The organism is Shewanella carassii, assembly GCF_002777975.1.
GTDB classification, from domain to species: domain Bacteria; phylum Pseudomonadota; class Gammaproteobacteria; order Enterobacterales; family Shewanellaceae; genus Shewanella; species Shewanella carassii.
The window spans coordinates 488618-509898 of the sequence record NZ_NGVS01000033.1 but is presented as its reverse complement, the minus strand read 5'-3'; the positions used below and the strand labels follow the sequence as shown (position 1 = coordinate 509898).

Sequence of the window (21281 nt, the reverse complement as noted above, 5' to 3'; positions counted from 1 at the left end):
GCTCTTCTTTAATGCATGGCGTTAAGGCTTCTGCCGCTGGGGCGAGGTCGCCTGGGCACTGGCTATCGGCTCCAGCTCTTCGGTCATCTGCCCCATCTGGGTACAGGAAGACGACAATGGACTGCTGGAGGCCATGGAGAGTTCCTCCTCATCGAGCCTGTCGGCCTCAAGACCTTGCTGGCGGCCATTGGCGGCCACTCTGGCCACCAGCCGATAGGCGGTGATCACCGCCAATATCCCGAAGAGCACTGACCCCAGTGCCTGACCAATCAAGACCCCATATACCCCACCGAGCTCGGCTCCAAGATAAACAAATGGCAGTGTCCCGATAGTGGCCTTGCCCACATTGAAGGCAGTTGAATACTTAGCCTTACCCAGGTTGTTGAACGAGGCGTTGGCCACAAACAGTGCGCCGTTGAACAGGAAAAACAGCGCCATATATTGGCAGAAAAAGCGGACCAGCTCGGCAGAATCGCCGCGCATGTCAAAAGCCAATACCAAAGGCTCGCGCAATAGCCACAGCAGCAGCGACATCCCCAGCACATAGGCGATACAAAACTGCAGCGCCCGGGTCAAACACTCGCTGAGCCTGTCATAGGCCCTGGCACCATAATTCTGCCCTATGATTGGGCCTATGGCGCCGGAAAGCGCAAAGATCATCCCAAAGGCCACCGGGGTCAAACGCCCCACGACGGCCCAACCGGCGACAAAGCTGTCGCCAAAGTCGGCAATCGCCCGGGTCACCACCGCATTACCTATGGGGGTGGCCACATTGGTCAGCATAGCCGGCCCTGCGATGGCAAAAATGGCGCGCAGATCGCCGCGAAAGCTCGCAAGTTCGAAACGGTGCCAAAGGCCGTGTTTGATAAACACCCCTCTTGCCGCGATCAGCAGCACACTGAGACGCGCCAATACCGAGGCGGCCGCCGCCCCTTCTATGCCCATGGCAAACAAGAAAATAAAAATGGGATCAAATACTGCATTGACCGCGCCGCCCGCCAGGGTCGATAGCATGGAGAGCCTGGCATCACCCACGGCGCGCAGGGCGCTGCCAAGTGCCATCGCCAAACAGATGATCGGCAGCGAAGGCACCAGAATATACAGATAATCGGCGGCAAGCTCGGCGGTATGTCCCCTGGCGCCCACCAGCGCCAGCAGTTCAGGGATCAAGGCGGTCACCACTATCGCCATCAGGCTGGATACCAGCAGGGTCACCATGGCGGCATTGAGCAACAAACGCTTGGCCCCTTCGGTGTCTCTGGCGCCAACGGCGCGGGACACCAGAGCCCCCAGTGCAATCGATAGGCCGATACCTATGGAAGTGGTAAAGAAAGAGATGGTACCGGCATAGCCCACGGCGGCCGCCAATTCCAGCTCTCCCAGCATGCTGAGGAAGAAAATATCCAACAGGTCGACCACAAACAGCGCCGAGATCCCAACGGCCGCAGTAGAACTCATCACCAGAATGTGACGCAGTATATTGCCCTCAACAAACTTAGCCTGAGTGACGGCCTGAGTGCCTGCCTGAGTGACTGTCTTAGCCGATGATTGGTTGTTTGACACCCTAATCCTTGTTTTCTTCCGGAACTGGCTCCAGTTCACTGCCGCAGCGATTACAGTAGATAGCATGGTGATCATGCCCGGTTTTTAAACAGTTGGCGCAGCGGCGCAGATCGCGGCTACGGCCCATCTCCTGGGAGATTTCGGCGGTAAGGATCCCGGTGGGAATAGCAATTATCGAGTAACCCAGGAGCATGGTAAACGCCGCTATCGCCTGACCGAGATCTGTCTTGGGGGTGATATCACCGTAGCCCACAGTGGTAATGGTCACTATGGTCCAATAGACAGACTTGGGGATCGAGCTGAAGCCATTTTCCGGGCCTTCGACCACATACATGATGGCGCTGAGCACCATAATGATGAGACTCACAGAGAAAAAGAAGATAAACACCTTGCGACTCGACTGCAGCATCGCCTTGAGCAGCAGATTTCCCTCACTCAAGTATCTGAGCAGCTTGAGTACCCGAAAAACTCTGAACAGCCGCAAAATCCGGATCACCAAAGTGAAATTGGCCCCGGGGAAGAACAGTGCCAGGTAACTGGGCAGGATACTGAGCAGATCCACGACACCGTAAAAACTGCGAGCATAACTCAAGCGATTGCTGGAGCAATAGAGCCGCAGCAGATATTCCAGAGTGAACACCAAGGTAAAGGCCCATTCCAGTGCCAGGATGATATGTCCGAAACGGGCATGGATATCAGCCACGGTATCGAGAAAAACCAAGGCAACACTGAGAATAATGCAGATGATCAAGCCGATATCGAACCAGCGACCGGCGGGCGTTTCAGTACCAAAGATGATTATTCTAAGCTTACGCTTGAGCTCAGGCTCTGGTGGCGTATCTGTCATCTTGTGTTGATTCATGCGGCAAGCTTTCCTTACTGTCTAACCCAAACGGCGTCTCACTCTTGACCCTTTAACGTCTCGCACTGTCAATTTTCGCGGCGCCATGCCCAAAAGGCAGGGGCGTAAGTCTGCCACGCATCGGCGAGTGTGCCAAATATTCTCTGGCACCGGCACAGAGACAAGCGCACCCCATGCAGGCCAAAAAAGCACAGACAGGTGCGCTCAAAGGCTTCAAGAAAGCCCCTGTTTTCGGTTATTATCGCGTCAAAATAACCATAATCAGAGCCAGGCACCATGGGCCCTTCGTTTCGTCATATAGTTTATGCAATATTTCTGCTGGCGTTTGCCCAGTTGTACAGCCCCCTGGCCTCGGCACAGGTGGATTTGGTGCTGGTCAACAAGTCAGATTCGCGTCTGAGCCTGATTAAAGCCGGTAAGGTGATCAAGGAATATCGCATCGCCATGGGGGAGATGCCCAAGGGCCACAAGTATCAGGAAGGCGACCAACGTACTCCCGAGGGCCGTTATCTACTGGATTATAAAAAGGCCGACAGCGCCTTTTACCGCGCGATTCACATCTCTTATCCCAATGACGAGGACAGACTCAGGGCCAAGGCGCTAGGGATAAGCCCAGGCGGTCAAATCATGATCCACGGCCAAAACCCCCGCTCTGAGTTAACCCCGGAAGAGGCGCAACAGTTTAACTGGACCAATGGCTGTATCGCCCTCACCAATAAAGAGATGGATGAACTCTGGCAGTTGATTGAGCCGGGAACGCCGATAGAAATCTGGCCCTGAAACAGGAATCAAATATGCAAAACCTTCAATCTCTGTCGCAGTTGCTGGCAGACTGGCAAGCCTTTGCCGACAAAGTTATGCCTCTGATTGAGCGCCTCGGACTCGAACGTTTAAACGAGTGCGATCACGCCGCGCTGCGGGTCAACTCTGTCGCCGCGGCAGAAAAGCTCAAGGCCGAATTTGCCCAATGCGGTGAAATCATTTCGGAAAATATCATCAACGGCCGCCCTATCCTGATCATACGACTGCAGCAGCCTCTGCGATTGGGTCAATGGCAAATTCCCTGTGTCGAGCTGCCCTTCCCCAGCGATAAACACTATCCCGAAGAGGGATGGGAACATCTGGAACTGGTTTTGCCGGGGGGCGCCCAAAGCTGTGATGAACTGGCTGAGCAACTGCGTACTCTCTGCCCCCGAACCCAAGCCGCACTCGATGGCGACACGGAGATCAAACTCAAGGCCAGCAGCCCCAAAGGCGAAGCCGAACGCTTAGCCAACCCGACATTGGCATTCAAGGCTGGCGGGGTTTGCGTCAAGGTGCATCCTCACAGCATTCAGGCCATCATCGCCAGCGAACAGGAATAACCCGTTAGACCAGGCCTGGGCTACCCAGCCGGGCACCTAAGAGCAGGTGCCCCAAAACAGCAAGTATGGCTTGGCTCACTCCACCATCCGCTCAGGAGTCAAGGATTCAGAACTTGCGCTGTCATTGCGGCTGGTTTGGTAATAACCCATAAGATCCGTCAAGCGACTCATGGCATAACCAAACACGGCGCCGATCAACAAAGGGGGCATTATGGTCGCAATATCTGCGGCCATGGCAAAGGTAATACAGCAGCCGATAAAAGCCCCGGGGATAAAGTTGAGTTTACTGAAACTAGCCTGCAAACACATGGCGCTGGTGGCGATGCCGGTAAAGATCCAGCCAAATACCGGCGAGACAAAGAAGCTGCTGCCGCTGATAATAAGCCAGGCCCAGAATACACCTGAAGTATTGGTGCACCATGCCTGCAGCAGACCGGCAAAACCGCGGCGGCCCTGAGCGAAGAAAGTACTGCACCCCAGAAAACCTATCCAGGTTGTCAAATCCAAGGTGTCGGCAACCCCACACCAAACAGTGGCCAAAAGCCCGGCAGATATTGCTGCATGCCAACGCTGTTGCATGGTAGCCTCCAGTAAAACGATGTTTTGACTAAATTACATCACTTTTAATAACAAAAACCAGATCAACCGCTAATATTGGTTAATTTATGGCTAAATATTGTGCAAAACCACACCCAAAGACGTAATAAAACCACAAAATATTGAAATTTAATCAAATAAAAACCCGGAAGGTCCGGGTTTATTCATCAATGGCGACTTTAGTCGGCCATTAACTGATCGGCCACAAAGGGATTGTTACGTCGCTCTTCGCCAAAATTGGACATGGGGCCGTGGCCGGGAATAAAGTTGACTTGTTCCCCCAGAGGCCAGAGCTTATAACGGATGGAATCAAGTAAGGCTTGGTAGCTGGAGCCGGGGAAATCGGTTCGGCCAATGGAGCCACGAAACAGCACATCCCCCACCCAAGCCAGATTCCCGGCAGGATCAAAAAAGACCACATGCCCTGGAGTATGTCCCGGACAATGCAGCACACTCAGCTGTTGTTCACCCAGGGTAAGCTGCTCACCATCTTCGAGGTAACGATCAACCTCAAACGCTTCGCAAGCGGGAAAGCCAAAGTTCTGACTCTGACGCGGCAGATTATCCAACCAAAATTTATCGTCGATATGCGGGCCTATGATCTGCACCTCACACTCAGTGGCCAAGGTCTTGGCGGCACCGACATGATCTATGTGCCCGTGAGTCAACAGAATATACTGCAACTGCAGGCCGTGCTGCGCCAAGGCATCCATGATGCGCTCTGGGTTGCCACCCGGATCTATCACCGCGGCTTTGCCACTCTTTTCACACCAAATAAGGCTGCAGTTTTGCTGGAAAGGGGTCACTGGGATGATCTGGTATTTCATTACACACACTCGCAGGCTGTTATCGTTCCATGATCGATAGATCGTCTCGATGCATGATCCATCAACCCGGCAACAGAAAAAATGATCCCGGGCAAGGAAAGCGTCAGATAAGCCGCTTTAATCTGGCGCCGGTTTGCAGCTTAGGGATTTTTATATACTATTTTGGGCTATCAACCTTCAAGCCCAAGGCCCTACATGATAACAGACAGCCGTCTTGCTGGCATCCTGAGCCGCAAACACTTCTTCTCTCTGCCGCTGGATTATCAGCATCCCACCGGGGAACAACTGCAAATCTTTGCCCGGGAGCTTCGCGGCCCCCAGGGCAACGCCGCCAATCTGCCTCTCTTGGTGTTTTTCCAAGGAGGCCCGGGTTTTGGTGCCGTCCGCCCCCTTGCCAATGGCGGCTGGATCAAAAGAGCGCTTAAAGAGTACCGAGTACTCTTGCTGGATCAACGTGGCACCGGCCTCTCAAGCCCGGTCAGCTTTAAGACCCTGAGCGGGCTGACGCCTGCCGATCAGGCTGAGTACCTGAGCCATTTTCGCGCCGACAATATTATTCGTGATGCCGAGGCGATTCGGGCGCAACTGAGCCCGGATGCGCCCTGGAGTATTCTCGGTCAGAGTTTCGGTGGCTTTTGCGTACTCAGATACCTGAGCGCCGCACCGCAAGGGCTCAAGGAAGCCTTTATTACCGGCGGTATTCCATCCCTTGAGCGCCCCGCAACCGAGGTTTATCGGGCAACATATCAACGCCTGTTGGCCAAAAACCGGGATTTCTTTGCCCGTTTCAAAGATGCCAAAGCCTTGCTGGCCGAGCTCAGAGAATTTATCAATAGCCATGATGCGCGCCTGGCCACAGGTGAGCGGCTGACCCAGGAAATGCTGCAGCTTTTGGGCGTCAACTTAGGCATGGAGCAAGGACCGGAAGCCCTCTACTATCTGCTGGAGCAAGCCTTGATAGATACCCCAAGCGGCAAGGCGCTCAATCCCTTGTTTGAGGCGCAGTTCTGTCAATTGCTGGATTACAATACCAACCCACTGTTTGCCATCATGCACGAGTCTATCTATTGCCAGCAACAAGCCGCAAACTGGGCTGCCCACAGGGTGCGGGCCGAATATCCGGCGTTTGCCCCGGACGCCGATGAGCTGCTTTTCAGCGGTGAGATGATCTACCCCTGGATGTTTGAGCAGTTTGCCAACCTCAAGCCGCTAAAAGCCTGCGCCGAATTGCTGGCCGCCAAAGCCGATTGGCCTTCACTCTATGACCCGAATATTCTCGCCAAAAACCGCGTACCTGTCGCCGCTGCCATCTACAGCGAAGATATGTATGTCGAGCAGGCCTACAGCCTGGAAACCGCCGCCAGAGTCGGCAACCTCAAGTATTGGTTAACCTCTGAATATGAGCACAACGGCATACGCATGGATGGTGAACGGATCTTGGATAAGCTTATCGCCCTCAATCGCGGCATCGAGCTCAGATGATTTCAGTTTGGGTTAATTTAAAAAGCGCACACTGAACTCGGTTCCACATCCATTGACGCGTTACTTGAACGCTTGTTTCAGTATCGTCCGGGTCTGCTCTTTTGGCAGACCTTTTTTTATCCAAAAAAAACCGCAGCCAAGGCTGCGGTGGAAATAACAGACTTATACCATTCACTATATCAGCGGTGAACTTCTCGGCGTTATGTCGACCAATCAAGAACAGCGCTGTAAAGCACGGTGTTAAATCCAATCCCCAAATACAGGGAGACTCGAATCGCCTTTTAGCGCTTCATCGCTGGGTATGTGAACTCATGGCACTGATTGCAATATACCTTGCTCTCTTTGTGCTCCTGGTGACAGTAAGTACATGGCAAATCCGTGCCATAGTGCAGGCTGTCATGGGGATTAGGTTCAACATCATGACCGGCGTTGGCTGGACGAGCTGTCTGCTTGGCAACGTCTTCAGGAGTGCCGTGACAAGCTTCACAAGCCGTCGCGTCAGGAATGGTTTTACGCTTGGCATCGCCATGGCAAGCGGCACAATCGACACGACCATTTTCAGCAGTCATGACTTCTTTGTGGTAGTCCTTGATCTTCATGGCATTGGCCGCTCCAGGCAGCATCAAGGCGCAGGTAACAAGAACAGTGGATATTATCTTCAACATCTTGGGGCTTCCTGTTGCGGGGCAGTTGCCTGCCCCGCTCTTCTATCAGTAGTTAGCAATAAAGTCGTGTGACGCCTGGATATCAGGAGTGAAAGGACGATCTTTGCTTACAAAAGGTACCTGCTGACGATAAGCTTCATACATGGCACCAGTGGCTTTACCCTGTTTCAGGCTCTTGTCATGCATCTTGCGCAGATCAACAGCTTGAGTAGAGTGCAGCAGCTCTAGGCCATAGATGGTGTTGGTGTTGTCAACAATCTGGATCAGGTTGTCAGAAGCCAACTTCAGGTTAGTGAAGGTGTCTTCGATGTTACCGGCGATCTGGACACCATCGAAAGAGACAGGGCTGGCCAGTTGCTTGTTACGCACCTGCATGTCAACGAAGGCTTTCTGGATTGCACCGAAAGCATGACCATTGTTTTCCGGACCGGCCAGGAAGCGGCTCAGACGGGTAAAGTGGGCATCAGACAGGTGGATAGTGCGCATTACACTGTTGTGAGACACGTGAGTCAAAGCAGTGCTCAGGTTCTGTACTGCCAGGGCAACAGGCAGAGGCTCGAAGTTGGTGGTTGGGAACACACCACCCTTGCCTTCAACCATGTACTTGGCTACCTGAGGGAACTGGCTGTAGTCCTTGGATGCGCCCAGAACTACGGCTGGGTTATCGTCTGAGTGGTTGATCTGGATATCGATCACTTCGCCCAGATCTACCAAGGCCTTCTTGGCGCTAGCCAGAGTATAAGCTGTAGTACGGTAGCTCAGAGGATCCTGCAGCGGACGCTCATCATTCAGTTGCCACAGATAGCTGCCATCCAGTTGCGCCAGAATATCTTGAGTCGTTGCCTGAATGTAAGGGAAAGGACGGATGTCATTGGTTTGTGGCAGGAAAGGAGCCACGTTACCGTTCAAACCTTCAAGGCTCAAACCGAATACGGTTGGAGACACTTCCAGCAAGTGCTTGGCATCCTGATAGCCCTTCATTGCATAGGCTACAGCCACTGCGTTGTTGGACAGGATAGACAGGGCATCTTTACCCATAGGCTCCAGCAGAGGAATACCGGCATCGGCCATGGCTTCACGGCTGCTTACGCGCTTGCCCTTGTAGAACACTTCCCACTCACCAATCATCGCCAGACCTACGTGAGAGGCCAGCAGGATATCGGCTTCACCCACAGTGCCCTGTGAAGGGATAACTGGAGTGATACCCTTGTTCAGGTAGGCTTCGTAAAGGTCAGCCACTACTGGCTGAACACCGGTTTGACCAGCCAGAATGGTGTTCAAACGCACGGCCAGAGCAACACGAGTCAGACGTACAGGCATTGGCTCACCAACACCGGCACTGTGGGCGCGCAATGTGCTGTAGTTAAAGCTGCGAGACGCATCCAATACTGCCGCACTCAGTTTACCGTTGGCATCAAACAGCTTGTGGTCTTTGTTCAGACCTACACCTACTGTCAGGCCGTAAACCGGCTTACCCAGACGCGCAGCTTCCATCAGCAGTTCATGAGACTTAACCAACTTGGTACGGGCTTGAGAGGCAACCTTCACTTTGGCACCGTCGGCAATGGCCCAGGCTTGTTCCTGAGTCATGTGTTTACCATCTAGAACCACTTGCTCCATTGCCAGAGCGCTGCCTGACATTAGACTCAGCGTCAAAGACGCCAGCATAAGAGACTTGTTCATCATCTTACTCCTTGTTATTGAATATTTTACGCTTGCTTGAGTGCTACAGACTGGGCAGCGGCACAGTTTTGGCCAGCGTTACGGCCAGTTACAATACCTTCGGCCACGGCGCAAGCACCGAGACGGCTGGCACCGTGAATACCGCCGGTGGATTCACCAGCAGCATAAAGACCTGGGATAGGCTTATTGCTTACCAGATGCAGAACTTCTGAGTTGGTGTTCACTTTGACACCACCCATGCAATAGTGAACTTTTGGCCACATACGCACTGCGTACCATGGGCCCTTATCCAGCACTATCGCTTCCTGCATTGGACGACCAAACTCTTTGTCTTCTCTGGTCTTGACCGCTTCATTCCAGCGAGCCACCTGAGCCTTGAGCTTGTCGGCAGGCATGCCATAAGCCTTGGCCAGTTCGTCCAAGGTTTCAGCTTTGGTGATTACCTTGTACTTGATACCCCAATCCAGTGTTTGCGCATTTTTCGCGCCTTCGGCATTGGTAAAACCGATGGGATAAACAGGATTGTTATGCTCATCTCTGCGGGTCATGATGGCATCGGCACGCGCCTTACGGTCGGCCAGCTCATTGAAGAAACGCTCACCGGTGCGCACATCCACCACAATACCGTGAGGATAAGTGGCAATAGTGTTGAACTGAGAGGCGGTACCAAAGCCTTTCTCATCCGGTGATGCCCATGGGCCCAATTGGATTTGATCCAGATGGATAGGGTTAGCACCCAGAAGCATCATCTGCTTCAAAGCTTCAGAAGTCGCACCCGGATGGTTGGTAGAGTCCAGATCATTGTTCAGCTCAGGCAGCTGCATCATGCGATATTCGATATCCCGACCAAAACCACCGGTCGCCATGATCACGCCCTTACGAGCGCCGATAGTGCGTAGTTTACCTGTCCGTTCGCGTGGGAAATAATAACCTTCACGAACCTCGACCCCGATCACGCGACCATCGCTGTCACGGATAAAAGATTCGAGCTTGGTTTGATTTTTCATGATCACGCCTTTGGCGCGAGCCGCCTTAACCAAAGGACGGATAATGCCGGCGCCTGAGCTTTCAACAGTTTGCAGCACACGCTGAACACTGTGACCGCCAAAGTGCTGTACAAATGGCTTCCACTTAACCCCATAGTCAATCAACCATTGGCAAGATTCGGCTGTGCCATTACACACCAGCTTCAGCATCTCAACATCATTCATGCCACGACCGGCGCGCAACATGTCGGCTACCATGGCATCGACTGAATCTTCAATACCGGCTTGTTTTTGCAACGGAGAACCGGCAACGGCCATGGCACCACCGTTAATGGTTGAGTTACCACCAAAAACAGGCATCTTATCGATAACCATTACACTGACGCCGGCTTCACGCGCCTGCAAGGCTGCGGCCATACCGGCAAAACCACTACCGACAACCAACACATCTACCAGTTCATCAAAGGATTCCGGTGCCTGCTCGCGGCACTGGGCCATGGCACCATTGCTGACAGCCATCCCCACTCCGGTCACGGCCAGAGCGGCGCCGCCTTTGAGCAACTGACGACGACTACTGTCTATTTTCTGTTTTTCTGTCATGTACTTATTTTCCTTTCATGCAGGGAAAGAACTCAGTCAACCAGTTGCACTGGCCATGCCAACTAACCAAAAAGAGGTGCTTTGGGGGAGATTTATGATTACGACCACAGAATCACGAAATATAAAGATCTACAATCACGAAACTTCGCGGTTTATTTGAAATATCAATGGAAAAACACTTTTATTACGAGTGTACCAGGCGGCTGTGCAGTAGCCTGCAACTGGATACATCACTGAAACACTATTTCGACTATGTGCGCGACTCTATACCGCTCGATGGTCTGTACATAAATATTTATCGAAAAGAATTCAATGATATACAATTTATTGCTCAAGCCAGTGAAACCCAGGCCAGTACACTTAATGTCCAAGTGTCTCTTCCCGAAGGTCTAGCCAAAACCCTGGAGGACCCAGATAGGCCAAGGGTCAGAATTGTTAACGATATTGACCATGACCCGGTAACCTCTCAGGTAGCCCCCAAGGTGATATACGGGATCCGCTCACTGATCATCTTGCGGATGTCGATCGAGGATACCCATTTAGGAATAGTTGGCTTCTATTCCAAAAAAGCCGGTACCTTCCGACCACGACACGCCGATATGCTGGCGCCGCAGATGAGCACCTTTGCCCTAATCACCGCCCTCAATCTCAGAGGCCGTAATCTGCTGCTGGAAAACCAGGCCTTGGCCAAACAAAATGTCAGCCTGAAACGCACGCTGGATGTGCAAAATGGTGTGGTCGGTGCCAACTCGGGGCTAAAGCAGGTGATGCAACAGGTGCAATCCATCGCCCACCTCAACACCACAGTACTAATGTTGGGGGAAACTGGTTGCGGTAAAGAGGTGATCGCCAACGCCATTCATGAACTCTCGGCCAGAAGTGGTAAACCTTTCATTAAAGTCAACTGCGGCGCCATTCCTGAAACCCTGATCGACTCAGAGCTATTCGGCTATGAGAAAGGTGCCTTTACCGGCGCCGAGTCGCGCAAGGCCGGTTACTTCGAACAGGCCAATGGCGGCACCATCTTCCTCGATGAGATCGGCGAGTTACCACTCTCGGCTCAAGTGAGATTGCTCAGGGTGTTGCAAAACAGCACCATCACCCGAGTCGGTGGTCATGAACAGGTACATTTGGATATCAGGGTGATTGCCGCGACTCACAGACACCTGCAAGCCATGGTGCATCAAGGGGATTTTCGCGAGGATCTCTGGTACCGACTAGCTGTGTTCCCGATTGATATCCCTTCTCTGCGCCAACGAAGGACAGATATTCCGCTATTGGTACAGCATTTCATTGAACAGCTGAGCGCTCGATTCCAACTGGCGAAGCTTCCCCGCATTCGCCCCGAACAGCTGGCGATTCTCAGCCAATACAACTGGCCCGGTAATGTCCGGGAGCTGATTAATGTGCTAGAGCGAGCCATCATTCAAAACCCGACCGGCCCACTGGACTTCAGTTTCCTGGCGCCACAAACCGAAGCCGTGGCGACTGCCAGCGGCCAGACCATAGTGGTTGACCCAAGCCACGCCGGTAATCAGCTGGTGCCGCTGGAAACCATGACCCGCAAGTATATTGAACATGCCCTTAAAGTGACCGGCGGCAAGCTCTATGGTCCGGGTGGTGCGGCCGAGCTGTTGGATATCAACCCCAATACGCTGCGCAGCAAAATGAAAAAACTGGGAATTGTTTAATCGACAATTCAAAAATAATAAGGCCGAAAGTCTCTCTTTCGGCCTTATTGGTTTAATAGATTCAGAAAGCGTAATTGACGGCAACACTGTATTCCAGACCATCGTTGGGCGCAGTGCCCCAACTTTGGTAATGAGTCAATTGCAGTTTCAGGTTCAGATCTTTGCTCAATGGGCCGGAAAGCGCGGCAAATAGCTGATGCCCATAATCAGTGTCATAACCAAATACCGCCGCATGCTCGCGGTCACGCCCAAAAGCCGCTGTATAATCCAGGTTTAATTTCCAGCCCTTGGGGAGCACTGGCAAATCGTAATAACTGTTGCCATTGAGCACCACTCCGGATAACCCTGAATAATCCCTGTCCGTCAGATTAGACTGGCTCACGGTATAGTGCCCCGCCAACCCCAGATTAAAACGCAGCGAGCCATAATCAAAATGCTGTTTTAATCCCAAATAAAAATTGTCTTCGGTCAGATGTTTATGGGTACCGAGAAAATTTTGCAGCCATAAGGCGGTTCGCTCTTCATTGAGTCGATAATGCCAAATGGTCAAAGATTTAAATGCGACCCGCTTATCGGCGACGACTTTAGCCGGATTTTCCACCTTCAATAGTTGATAAAAGGTGTTACGCTCATCGCGATTAAAGTAGCTCAACGCCACAAAAGGCTGGTTGAAAGCGCCGCGGTTGTCGCTACGGGTATCCCCGGGGAACCCCAGGTAACCGGTTTCCACACGAGTAGATGCCGCGGCGGCACCAGTCTCTCCCAATGCCAACAGGCTAAATAATGCCGATAACCACAGACCCTTACTCACTGTCATAGTCTCGTTTGTCCTCCTTTTGCATCTAGGCAAGAAAAAGTGAAAAAAAGGCCACCCTAAGGTGGCCAATGCAGGGAAAGAAGGGAGCCCCTTAGAAGAAGTAGCGGATACCTACTGCATAGTTGTTGTCTTGCAGATCTTCCCAAGACTTGTCATCCATGTCGCTGAAGTCAATCTTGGCTTCGGCGAACATTACAGTGTCACGGCTGTAACGGTAGTGCAGACCCAGTACCGCAAACTGACGAGTCCAGTCACCCTTGATAGCGGTGTTGGCGTCTGTATCCAGATCTTGATAGCTCAGCAGGAATGAAGGTACGAAACCGTTTTCATACTGATAAGCCACGATGAATTCACCACCGGTAGAATCGTACAGGTTGCCGCCAACCAGTTCGTTTTGCTTACTCTTGTGAGCGTTGAAGCCAACGTACAGACCATCGGCATCACGACCTGGAGCATACTGGTAGAAAGTACCGTATTGAGCACCGATACCGACGATCTGGTTGGTATCATCAACGGCGACACCGGCCAGGTTGCCTTCGAAGTCACCACGGTTGAAACCGGCCAGAACCTTGAACTTGTCGGTCACATAGTAAGTCATGCTGGCGCCATAGCTAGAGTCGAAGCTCAGCTCAGAACCATCATTCAATGCCACACCGTCTTTGTCGAACAGAGCGATGTCATCATTTTGCTTGGAAGCGTACTGCAGAGCGATATGCAGTTTGCCAAAGAAGGTGTTGCGATACTGGAAGGCAGCATCGGCACGACCGGCACCAGTCAGACCGCCGTCACCAAAGGTGTAGGCACCTACAGACCAGCCAGTGAAGGCATCCAGGATATCTGTGGTATAGGCAACATCGTAATATGCACCCCACTGCTTACCGAAAGTCAGAGTACCCCACTTGTCGTGAGCCATACCCACATAACCCAAACGGTTGAACATAAAGTCACTGTTCTTCTCGGCGCGCATCTGACCACCGCCCTGGCCTTGGGTGTAAACCAGGCTGTCATCACTGGTCACCATGTTGATGCCCCACTCAGTGTGAGCAAAGGCACGCCAGCCATCACGTTCCTGACGATCGAAACGGAAACCTACGCGAGAAAAGTTATCGATAACAGAGGTTTCATGGCCATCGTTGAAGGCCGCAAAACCCAACCAGCCGATCATGTTCACGCTGTTGGTTTGGTCGTTATACAGTTCTACTGCCTGAGAAGCGCCACTTGCCAGCATAGCCGGGATCATAAGTGCCAGGATCTTCTTGTTCATATTCATTACCCTTTTATAAGTAAAAAGCGTTTAACACGCTGATTTATTAGACATATTTCTATGTATTATTCGAAGGGGTGCAGTTTGCGTGCCAGCCACGAAAAAGCCACCGTCAAAGCCGAGTTTCCGGAGCTGGATCGTCAAATCGTGAAATATCGTGACTGGGGGGCGTTAAATACCGTGAGAGGAATTAAATATCGTTGTAACAAGCGTGCAGTTTCTGCATCAAAGCATGTTCAAGCGTATCTTTATTAACTTTGATAAGTCAGCAGTGGCTTGCAGGAACGAGTGAGCTGACAAATTTGTTCATTAAAAGGTAACACCTTGATTTTCAGCGACCTTAAGCTAAGCCACCTCAGCAACGACTCAGGCAACCCCTTGTCGGCCCTCATCGCGGCTCCTACACTCAAAGATACAAAGTCACAGACTGATGACTAATATACTGATTTGTATAAATTTAAATATATTGCAGCGGCAATTGTATCTGTTGCATCATAGGTGAGCACTATATGAGCACTTGGAGGGAACATGGAAAACTTACAACATCTGCCCGCCGAAATATTGTTGGGCATAGTCAATGAAAAGCTAAGGCTAAACTGCCCAGACAAGGATGCCCTCTACTACGAACTCGACCTGTCACCTACCCAACTGGAGCATAAGCTCAGTGCGCTGGGATACGAGTATCATGCCCCATCCAACCAATACCGACGCTTGAAATAACCGCAAGCTCTCAGGAAGTTGCAGACTGGGCTTTGGTTTTGCTCTTGGTCGCTGAACGATAGTTGCGCTTGCCGGCGCCGGCCTTATCGCCAGTGCTCTTTTTGGTGCTTGTGCCCTTGAACGCGCCGGCCTTAGTAGCATAAGTACCACTGCGACGTTTACGTCCTTTGAAGCCTGTACTTTTCACGCCACTCAAGGCCGTAGGCAGTTGTGCCTTGGCCTGCTCAATAAGCTCGCCCAGTTTAGCCGTCAAGGGCTGCATAAAGGCCTGATATTTAAGTTCACGGCGACAAATCGCATCTAGGCTACTTTCCCACAGCGCCGTCATATCCGGCGTGGTGGCCACTTCAGGCAGGCTTTGAATAAGCCCGCTGCCAGCCTCGGTAGCCAAAATATTCTTGCCCTGACGTTTCAAAAAGCCACGTTTAAACAAGAGTTCAATGATCCCGGCGCGGGTTGCTTCTGTCCCCAGCCCATCGGTTTCCTTGAGAATTTTGCGGATCTCTGGGTCTTTCACATAGCGGCTTATGCCTGTCATCGCCGCCAGCAGTGTGGCGTCGGTAAAATGCTTGGGGGGCTGGGTCATCTTTTCCACTAGTTCACCCTTGAGGCAATCCAGCATCTGCCCCTGAGTCAGCTCAGGCAAAGCAGTTTGAATATCTTCCGCTTCATCGTCGGCTTTTTGTTTGCCAAACAATTGCTTCCACCCCTGTTTCAATGGTTGTTTGGCCTTGGCCACGAAGCAACCTCCGGCAATGTCGATCACGGCGCGGGTTTCAAGGTACTCATAATTAGGGTAAAACTGCGCCAAATACTGACGGGCGATCTGCAAATACACCTGACGCTCACGCTGTGACAACACACCGAGGTTAGCCGTCTTTTCCGTAGGCACTATCGCGTGATGGGCGTCCACCTTGGCATCATTCCAGGCCTTAGACTTAAGGGCGGGATTGGGCGCTTCACAGCCTTGCAGCAGCTCAGCTGCCCCTTGGGTAATGGCATTCAAGACTGCCGGGGCCAGCTGGAACTGCGCCTTGGGCAGGTGACGGCTATCGGAGCGCGGATAGGTTATCAATTTATGCCGTTCGTACAGAGACTGCGCCGTATCCAGCACCTCTTTGGCGCTCATACCGAAGCGTTTGGCGCAATCAATCTGCAGCGCAGACAGACTATAGAGCAAAGGCGGCGCCTGGTGTCTTTGCTTACGCTCCAGCTCATCTATCCGGCCGGGTTGGCCGGTGATCCTGCCGACCACATTCATCGCCAAACCGCGGGAGAGCACCCGCCCCTCTTCGTCCATCCAAGGTTGACAAGCCTCACTGGGCTGCCAGCGGGCGCTGAAACAGCTCCCCTCTTGGGTGCTAAGATGGGCCAGTACTTCATAAAAAGGTTTAGGCACAAAGGCAGCGATTTCCAGGTCGCGCCGGACAACCAAACCAAGCACAGGGGTTTGCACCCGACCGACCGACAGCACGCCCTGATAGCCCACCTTGCGCCCCTGCAGTGTATAGGCACGGGTCATATTCATGCCGTAGAGCCAATCGGCTCGGCTACGCGCCAGTGCCGAAGTCGACAATGGCACAAACTCGCGGTTGCTGCGCATCTGCCCTAGGGCGCGTTTTACCGCCTGCGGGTTGAGGTCGCTTATCAACAAGCGTTTAACCGCTGCCAGCTTATCGCCCTTGACCCCAAGATGGGCAATCACTTCATCCACCAACAGCTGCCCTTCCCGGTCCGGATCGCCGGCATTGACCAGCTCACTGGCCTGCTTGACCAATTTACGCAAGACACTGAGTTGGCCGCGACTGCTGGCTTTGGGTTTAATCTGCCAATCGGACGGGACAATAGGCAGGTGTTCTAACTGCCAGGACTTGTAGGCGGGATCGTAAGCATCCGGCTCAGCTTGCTCCAGCAGATGACCTATACACCAGGAAACACAATCTCCGTTGCCAAGCTCGATATAGCCCTCATGTTTGCGATGGGGTTTGGGGAGCACCTCGGCGATGGCGCGCCCAAGGCTGGGCTTTTCGGCGATATAGAGGATCATCCACTGCGTCCTTTGACTGTCACTGAACAGAATTACTGGATAAAATTACAGTAATTCTAGCCAAGTCACCTGCCAGCTGCAAATCCTCTGTGGGTAATGGCATGATTAACTAAGCTTGATTGGGCAAAGTTAATCGAACAAGGCGATTGAACAAGGCAACTAAACACAGCGCAGCTATCTATTTTCCTCCTCAAGCTCCGCCAGGAATTCTTTACTTACCCAGTCAGCCGTTTCGGGAAGGACTTCTTCTGACAACCAAGAAAAAATATCCTTGTACACGGCCCTGGCCGGAAAACCTTGCTGCTCGCGCTTTCCTGTCCAGGTTAAATGGACAGAGACCAGCTCTTTTTGTATTTCGCCGTCAATCACTTTAAACCCGGCCACGCTGTCATTATCTTGCCGCCTGGCGATGGGATAAAAGTCCTCCCCGGTTTCTTTTTGGTATTCCATTCTCAGCCCGGGTCCGCCGGGTTCATCGATAAACCACCAAGGCATGAGTCCTGCAAATTTATGCGCTTTCAACCAGTAATACTCTATGGGTAACTGCATCTACTTAATTCCTTATTGGCCCGCCGCTCAGCCCCGGAGGAAACGTAATGCACCAGGGGAATGGTATTGAAAGCAATGAGTTGGTTATTAAAGTGAAATCATCCACCTCAATAGAGAGAGCAGGCACCGGCGCCCTTGAGCCGCCTTAGGTTGCCAAACTGATTAAAATGCTCATCTCTTCGGCTGAGCCGAGCATTTTAATGCGGCTAGGCGCTGAAAAGTGCAGCGTCATCTCTTTTATCCAGCTCATCAGATCGCGTTAACAGCAGCCTTCCCAGTAAACTCATCCATTGCGCTGATCACAAGCTATCTCAGTATGGTCCCTCTCTACCTTGCCGTAATCTATGCCCTATCGGCGGCTGAAATCAACCATGAAAGCCCGGCCGAAACTTTCCAGGCCAATAGCAGGTTCTCATCTTTGCCACAGCCAACACTAAGTGCCCCGCGCGGAAGTCATTAAAGCACTATTCGAAAATCCATGTACATACCCATGATTTCATTATGGAAATAATCATCTATCCATAAGTTCACCTTTTACCACCCAGTGTAAATTCAATTGCGAACCATTATCACTTGCAATTAAAATGCAATATCTTTCAGGAGGCCAAATAATATGGAAACGTCCCCGCTGTTGTTGCGCTGTAACCAACTGCTTTGGTGTGAGGGATTGGTCTTGCTGGCAATCATGCTGGTATTGGCCAATTTTGGGCTGGATGCCCGGCTGTTGATCCTGCTGTTAGCACCAGGCTTGGTGCTGTCTTTAGCCTTGGGATACCAACCCGGCAAGAAGACGCTCAGCCTGGTGTTCGCCTGCTGGATCCCTGTCTGGTGCCTCATTTAACCCCTTGAGTTGTTTAGGAGAATGTTATGCCCAAATCCACGGTTCGGATGACCCTTGTCGCCGCGGCTGTCAGCAGTCAATTGCTGCCGATGGGAGCCGCCATGGCCGAAGAAACCCAGATGGAGCGCATGGTGGTTAGCGCCAACCGTACCCCGACCCAAATAAGCGAGCTCTCCAGCACGGTTTGGCTAATCGATGAAAACAGCATCCGCGAGCAGATAGACAGCGGCAAAGGCGTGAAAGAGATGCTGGCCGCCCTGGTTCCCTCCATGGACGTATCCAGCCAGGGCCGAACCAACTTTGGTCAGAACATGCGCGGCCGCGCCATGGTGGTGCTGATAGACGGCGTATCCATGAACACCTCCAGAGGGATCAGCCGCCAGTTGGACAGCATAGATCCCTTTAACATCGCCCGCATTGAAGTCTTGGCCGGCGCCTCAGCCCTCTATGGCGGTGGAGCTTTGGGCGGCGCTATCAATATAGTGACCAAAAAAGCCGCCGACAGCCTGGATACCTTTGAAGCCGAAGCAGGTTTCAAATCGGGTTTTAACGGCAGTGATGACTTGGATTACCGCGCCGCCTTTGCCGTGGCCGGAGGCAGTGATACCCTCAAGGGACGTTTCAGTGCCGCCTGGCAGGAAAATGGCCAATGGTTCGACGGCAGCGGCAATCAGGTGATGCCGGATATCACCCAAACCGGCATGCAGTACACCCAAGGTTATGATCTGATGGCCAACCTGGATTGGAGCCTCCCTAACGATGCTATCCTTAGTGCCCTGGTGCAGTTTTACAACAATGAGTCCGACGGCGACCACGGCCTCTATATGGGGGAAAACTTCAGCGGCGTCACCTCAGATGCTTCCCTGCTCGAAAGCCGCAAGGGATTGAATGCCGATCGCAGTCCCAAAACCGATCGTACCTTATTGAACCTCAGCTATACCCAGGCGGACTTTCTCGGCCAAACCTTGTACCTGCAAGGCTTTTACCGCAAGGAAGATCTCGACTTTCACCCCTTCCCTTATGTCAGTGAAACCCTCGGGGTTTACAACTTCTCTGCCTCGTCACAAAACACCGGCATTTATGGCCTGAAAGCCGTGTTGGAATCCAGACCCAGCGACAGCCTCAAACTCACCTGGGGCATCGACTGGGACAAGGAGAGCTTCGACTCGGATCAGATGAGTTTTGATCTCGACGCCGCCAACCAGAGTGGCGGTTTGACCATGAAGGAGCTGTTCACCACAGGCCGATATGTCGACTTCAGTGTCGAGTCCATCGCAGCCTTCCTGCAGGGCAGTTGGGATATCAACGACTATCTGGTGCTCAACGCAGGTTATCGTTATCAGCAGATGGACAACAGCGTCGATGACTTTATCGGCTATAACCAACAGGTGGCGATTGCCCAGGGTAAGGCGCCGGGCGCCGATGCTATCAAGGGCGGCAGCACAGACTACCATGTCGGCCTGGTTAACCTGGGATTGGTGGCTAAACTGAGCCGGGATCAACAGCTGTGGCTCGCCTACTCGCAGGGCTTTGAGCTGCCGGATCTGTCCAAATACTATGGTCGCGGCAGCTATCAGGCCGATGCCGATGGTTATCTGCAGCTGACCAACAGCATTAATATCAATGATTCCCGCCTCGATGGCATCAAGACAGACTCCTTTGAGCTGGGCTGGCGCTATCTGGCCGACCGTTGGCAGGCCCAGGCCAGTCTGTATTACGCCATCTCTGATAAGGTGATTGAGGTCAATCGCAGCGATCTGACCATAGAAGTCAAGGACAAGGATAAACGCACCTATGGCCTGGAAGCACAGCTGAACTTCGATATCAGCAGCGCCTGGCAGGTGGGCAGCAACCTGCATCTGGTTCGCAGTGAAATCAAAAATGGCGCCGACTGGATTGATGAGACAGTCACCTATGCTTCACCTTCCAAGGCCACGGCCTTTATCGCCTGGCGCGGTGACAGCCAGCAGTTAAGATTGCAGGCCGAGCATAGCTTCAGCGCCGACTCTGACTATCGCTTCAAGGCAAATGATGGCCAGAGAAGTGAGTTAGGCAGCTATACCACTTTGGATCTGCTCGGCTCCATCGAACTGCCGGTCGGCACCCTGAGCTATGGCATCGAAAACCTGCTTGATAATGACTACAGCACCCTTTGGGGCCAGCGAGCCGCTTACTTCTACAGCCCGACTTACGGCCCGGAGAAGATGTTTGACTATCACGGCCGTGGCCGCACTTTTGCCATCAATTACCACCTGAGCTGGTAAATAGCCTCAAAAAGCGTCGCCCCTGCGGCGCTTTTTCTCTTTTGCGCTTGTCAGCTCAGCTCGGATCCCTTAGTTTGTGGCGGCCAATTTATTTACAGGGAAGTGTCATGCTACTTTTAATCGCGGCGATTATGATTGTCCTGCTGCGCCGTCTGCTCAAGGCCGATGAGCCCTTTCAGGGCTATGAATGGCTCGCGATTGTCACCTTGGCTATTTATCTGCTCTGTTACTTCTACCTGCCGCCATTTGCACCGGCAAGCAACCAGAGAATGGGGTTACTGTACGAGATGATCCCAAGCTTCAGCCTGGGCGCTATCCTCTTTCCCGAACTGGGTTCACGCTACCCTGAAAAAGTGGTTTGTATTTTGGGCGGTCTTGGACTGCTGACCTGTGCTGTGATATTGGCAATATTCAAACTGAGCGTTTGGTAGGGTCGGGCCGGGGATTCAACCGGAACCT

General features: G+C 52.5%; 20 protein-coding genes. 9 read left to right on the top strand and 11 right to left on the bottom strand.

Features of this window, described 5'->3' with window-relative positions; translation table 11 throughout:
- Positions 1 to 21: 21 nt before the first annotated feature.
- Both CBE72_RS18455 and CBE72_RS18450 read right to left on the bottom strand, forming a co-directional pair.
- Positions 22 to 1458, bottom strand: coding sequence for an MATE family efflux transporter (locus tag CBE72_RS18455; RefSeq protein WP_229671967.1), 1437 nt, complete (start codon positions 1456 to 1458; stop codon positions 22 to 24).
- Between the two features lie 106 nt (positions 1459 to 1564).
- Positions 1565 to 2425 carry an ion transporter gene (locus CBE72_RS18450; RefSeq protein ID WP_100145653.1) on the bottom strand — a complete coding sequence of 287 codons (861 nt, stop codon included), beginning with the start codon at positions 2423 to 2425 and terminating at the stop codon, positions 1565 to 1567.
- 276 nt (positions 2426 to 2701) lie between these two features.
- On the opposite strand from CBE72_RS18450, the gene CBE72_RS18440 reads away from it, so the two are divergent.
- On the top strand, positions 2702 to 3205 hold the full coding sequence (locus CBE72_RS18440; protein ID WP_100145651.1) for a L,D-transpeptidase family protein: 504 nt from the start codon (positions 2702 to 2704) through the stop codon (positions 3203 to 3205).
- 14 nt (positions 3206 to 3219) lie between these two features.
- Positions 3220 to 3789, top strand: coding sequence for a VOC family protein (locus tag CBE72_RS18435; protein WP_100145650.1), 570 nt, complete (start codon positions 3220 to 3222; stop codon positions 3787 to 3789).
- A 75-nt stretch (positions 3790 to 3864) separates the two neighbouring features.
- On the opposite strand, the gene CBE72_RS18430 is transcribed toward CBE72_RS18435, so the two are convergent.
- Positions 3865 to 4368, bottom strand: coding sequence for a DUF1097 domain-containing protein (locus CBE72_RS18430; RefSeq protein WP_100145649.1), 504 nt, complete (start codon positions 4366 to 4368; stop codon positions 3865 to 3867).
- A 197-nt stretch (positions 4369 to 4565) separates the two neighbouring features.
- Entirely contained in the window at positions 4566 to 5213 is a 648-nt protein-coding gene (locus CBE72_RS18425; RefSeq protein WP_100145648.1) for an MBL fold metallo-hydrolase, read from the bottom strand.
- Between the two features lie 195 nt (positions 5214 to 5408).
- Between CBE72_RS18425 and CBE72_RS18420 the strand changes: the two genes are divergently transcribed.
- Positions 5409 to 6695 (top strand): alpha/beta fold hydrolase, encoded by a 1287-nt coding sequence (locus tag CBE72_RS18420; RefSeq protein ID WP_100145647.1) that lies wholly within the window; start codon positions 5409 to 5411, stop codon positions 6693 to 6695.
- Between the two features lie 281 nt (positions 6696 to 6976).
- Here CBE72_RS18420 and CBE72_RS18415 read toward each other — a convergent pair whose 3' ends face one another.
- Genes CBE72_RS18415 through CBE72_RS18405 form a run of 3 tightly spaced genes read right to left on the bottom strand, consistent with a single transcriptional unit; the run spans position 6977 to position 10629 of the window.
- A complete protein-coding gene (locus tag CBE72_RS18415; protein ID WP_100145646.1) occupies positions 6977 to 7360 on the bottom strand; it encodes a cytochrome c3 family protein in 384 nt (127 codons plus the stop codon).
- Between the two features lie 45 nt (positions 7361 to 7405).
- A complete protein-coding gene (locus tag CBE72_RS18410) occupies positions 7406 to 9043 on the bottom strand; it encodes an HAL/PAL/TAL family ammonia-lyase (RefSeq protein WP_100145645.1) in 1638 nt (545 codons plus the stop codon).
- A gap of 26 nt (positions 9044 to 9069) precedes the next feature.
- A complete protein-coding gene (locus tag CBE72_RS18405; RefSeq protein ID WP_100145644.1) occupies positions 9070 to 10629 on the bottom strand; it encodes a flavocytochrome c in 1560 nt (519 codons plus the stop codon).
- A gap of 167 nt (positions 10630 to 10796) precedes the next feature.
- On the opposite strand from CBE72_RS18405, the gene CBE72_RS18400 reads away from it, so the two are divergent.
- Entirely contained in the window at positions 10797 to 12320 is a 1524-nt protein-coding gene (locus tag CBE72_RS18400; protein WP_100145643.1) for a sigma-54-dependent Fis family transcriptional regulator, read from the top strand.
- 61 nt (positions 12321 to 12381) lie between these two features.
- Here the strand turns inward: CBE72_RS18400 and CBE72_RS18395 are convergent, their stop codons facing one another.
- Positions 12382 to 13137 carry a nucleoside-specific channel-forming Tsx family protein gene (locus CBE72_RS18395; RefSeq protein ID WP_100145642.1) on the bottom strand — a complete coding sequence of 252 codons (756 nt, stop codon included), beginning with the start codon at positions 13135 to 13137 and terminating at the stop codon, positions 12382 to 12384.
- Between the two features lie 91 nt (positions 13138 to 13228).
- Complete coding sequence (locus CBE72_RS18390; RefSeq protein ID WP_100145641.1) at positions 13229 to 14401, bottom strand: porin; 1173 nt, start codon at positions 14399 to 14401, stop codon at positions 13229 to 13231.
- An 84-nt stretch (positions 14402 to 14485) separates the two neighbouring features.
- Here CBE72_RS18390 and CBE72_RS20185 point away from each other — a divergent pair, with 84 nt between their 5' ends.
- Together CBE72_RS20185 and CBE72_RS18385 are read left to right on the top strand one after the other, a co-directional pair.
- Positions 14486 to 14656, top strand: a complete 171-nt coding sequence (locus CBE72_RS20185) for a hypothetical protein (protein ID WP_157929111.1) — start codon at positions 14486 to 14488, stop codon at positions 14654 to 14656.
- 273 nt (positions 14657 to 14929) lie between these two features.
- Positions 14930 to 15121, top strand: coding sequence for a DUF4250 domain-containing protein (locus CBE72_RS18385; protein ID WP_100145640.1), 192 nt, complete (start codon positions 14930 to 14932; stop codon positions 15119 to 15121).
- A gap of 10 nt (positions 15122 to 15131) precedes the next feature.
- Here CBE72_RS18385 and CBE72_RS18380 read toward each other — a convergent pair whose 3' ends face one another.
- Together CBE72_RS18380 and CBE72_RS18375 are read right to left on the bottom strand one after the other, a co-directional pair.
- Positions 15132 to 17168, bottom strand: coding sequence for a DNA topoisomerase III (locus CBE72_RS18380; RefSeq protein WP_100145639.1), 2037 nt, complete (start codon positions 17166 to 17168; stop codon positions 15132 to 15134).
- Between the two features lie 174 nt (positions 17169 to 17342).
- A complete protein-coding gene (locus CBE72_RS18375; protein ID WP_100145638.1) occupies positions 17343 to 17717 on the bottom strand; it encodes a hypothetical protein in 375 nt (124 codons plus the stop codon).
- A 613-nt stretch (positions 17718 to 18330) separates the two neighbouring features.
- On the opposite strand from CBE72_RS18375, the gene CBE72_RS18370 reads away from it, so the two are divergent.
- The 3 genes from CBE72_RS18370 (at position 18331) to CBE72_RS18360 (ending at position 21253) form a co-directional block, all read left to right on the top strand.
- Entirely contained in the window at positions 18331 to 18558 is a 228-nt protein-coding gene (locus CBE72_RS18370) for a hypothetical protein (RefSeq protein ID WP_100145637.1), read from the top strand.
- A gap of 26 nt (positions 18559 to 18584) precedes the next feature.
- A complete protein-coding gene (locus tag CBE72_RS18365; protein WP_100145636.1) occupies positions 18585 to 20822 on the top strand; it encodes a TonB-dependent receptor in 2238 nt (745 codons plus the stop codon).
- 107 nt (positions 20823 to 20929) lie between these two features.
- Entirely contained in the window at positions 20930 to 21253 is a 324-nt protein-coding gene (locus CBE72_RS18360) for a hypothetical protein (protein ID WP_096141219.1), read from the top strand.
- Positions 21254 to 21281: the final 28 nt, after the last annotated feature.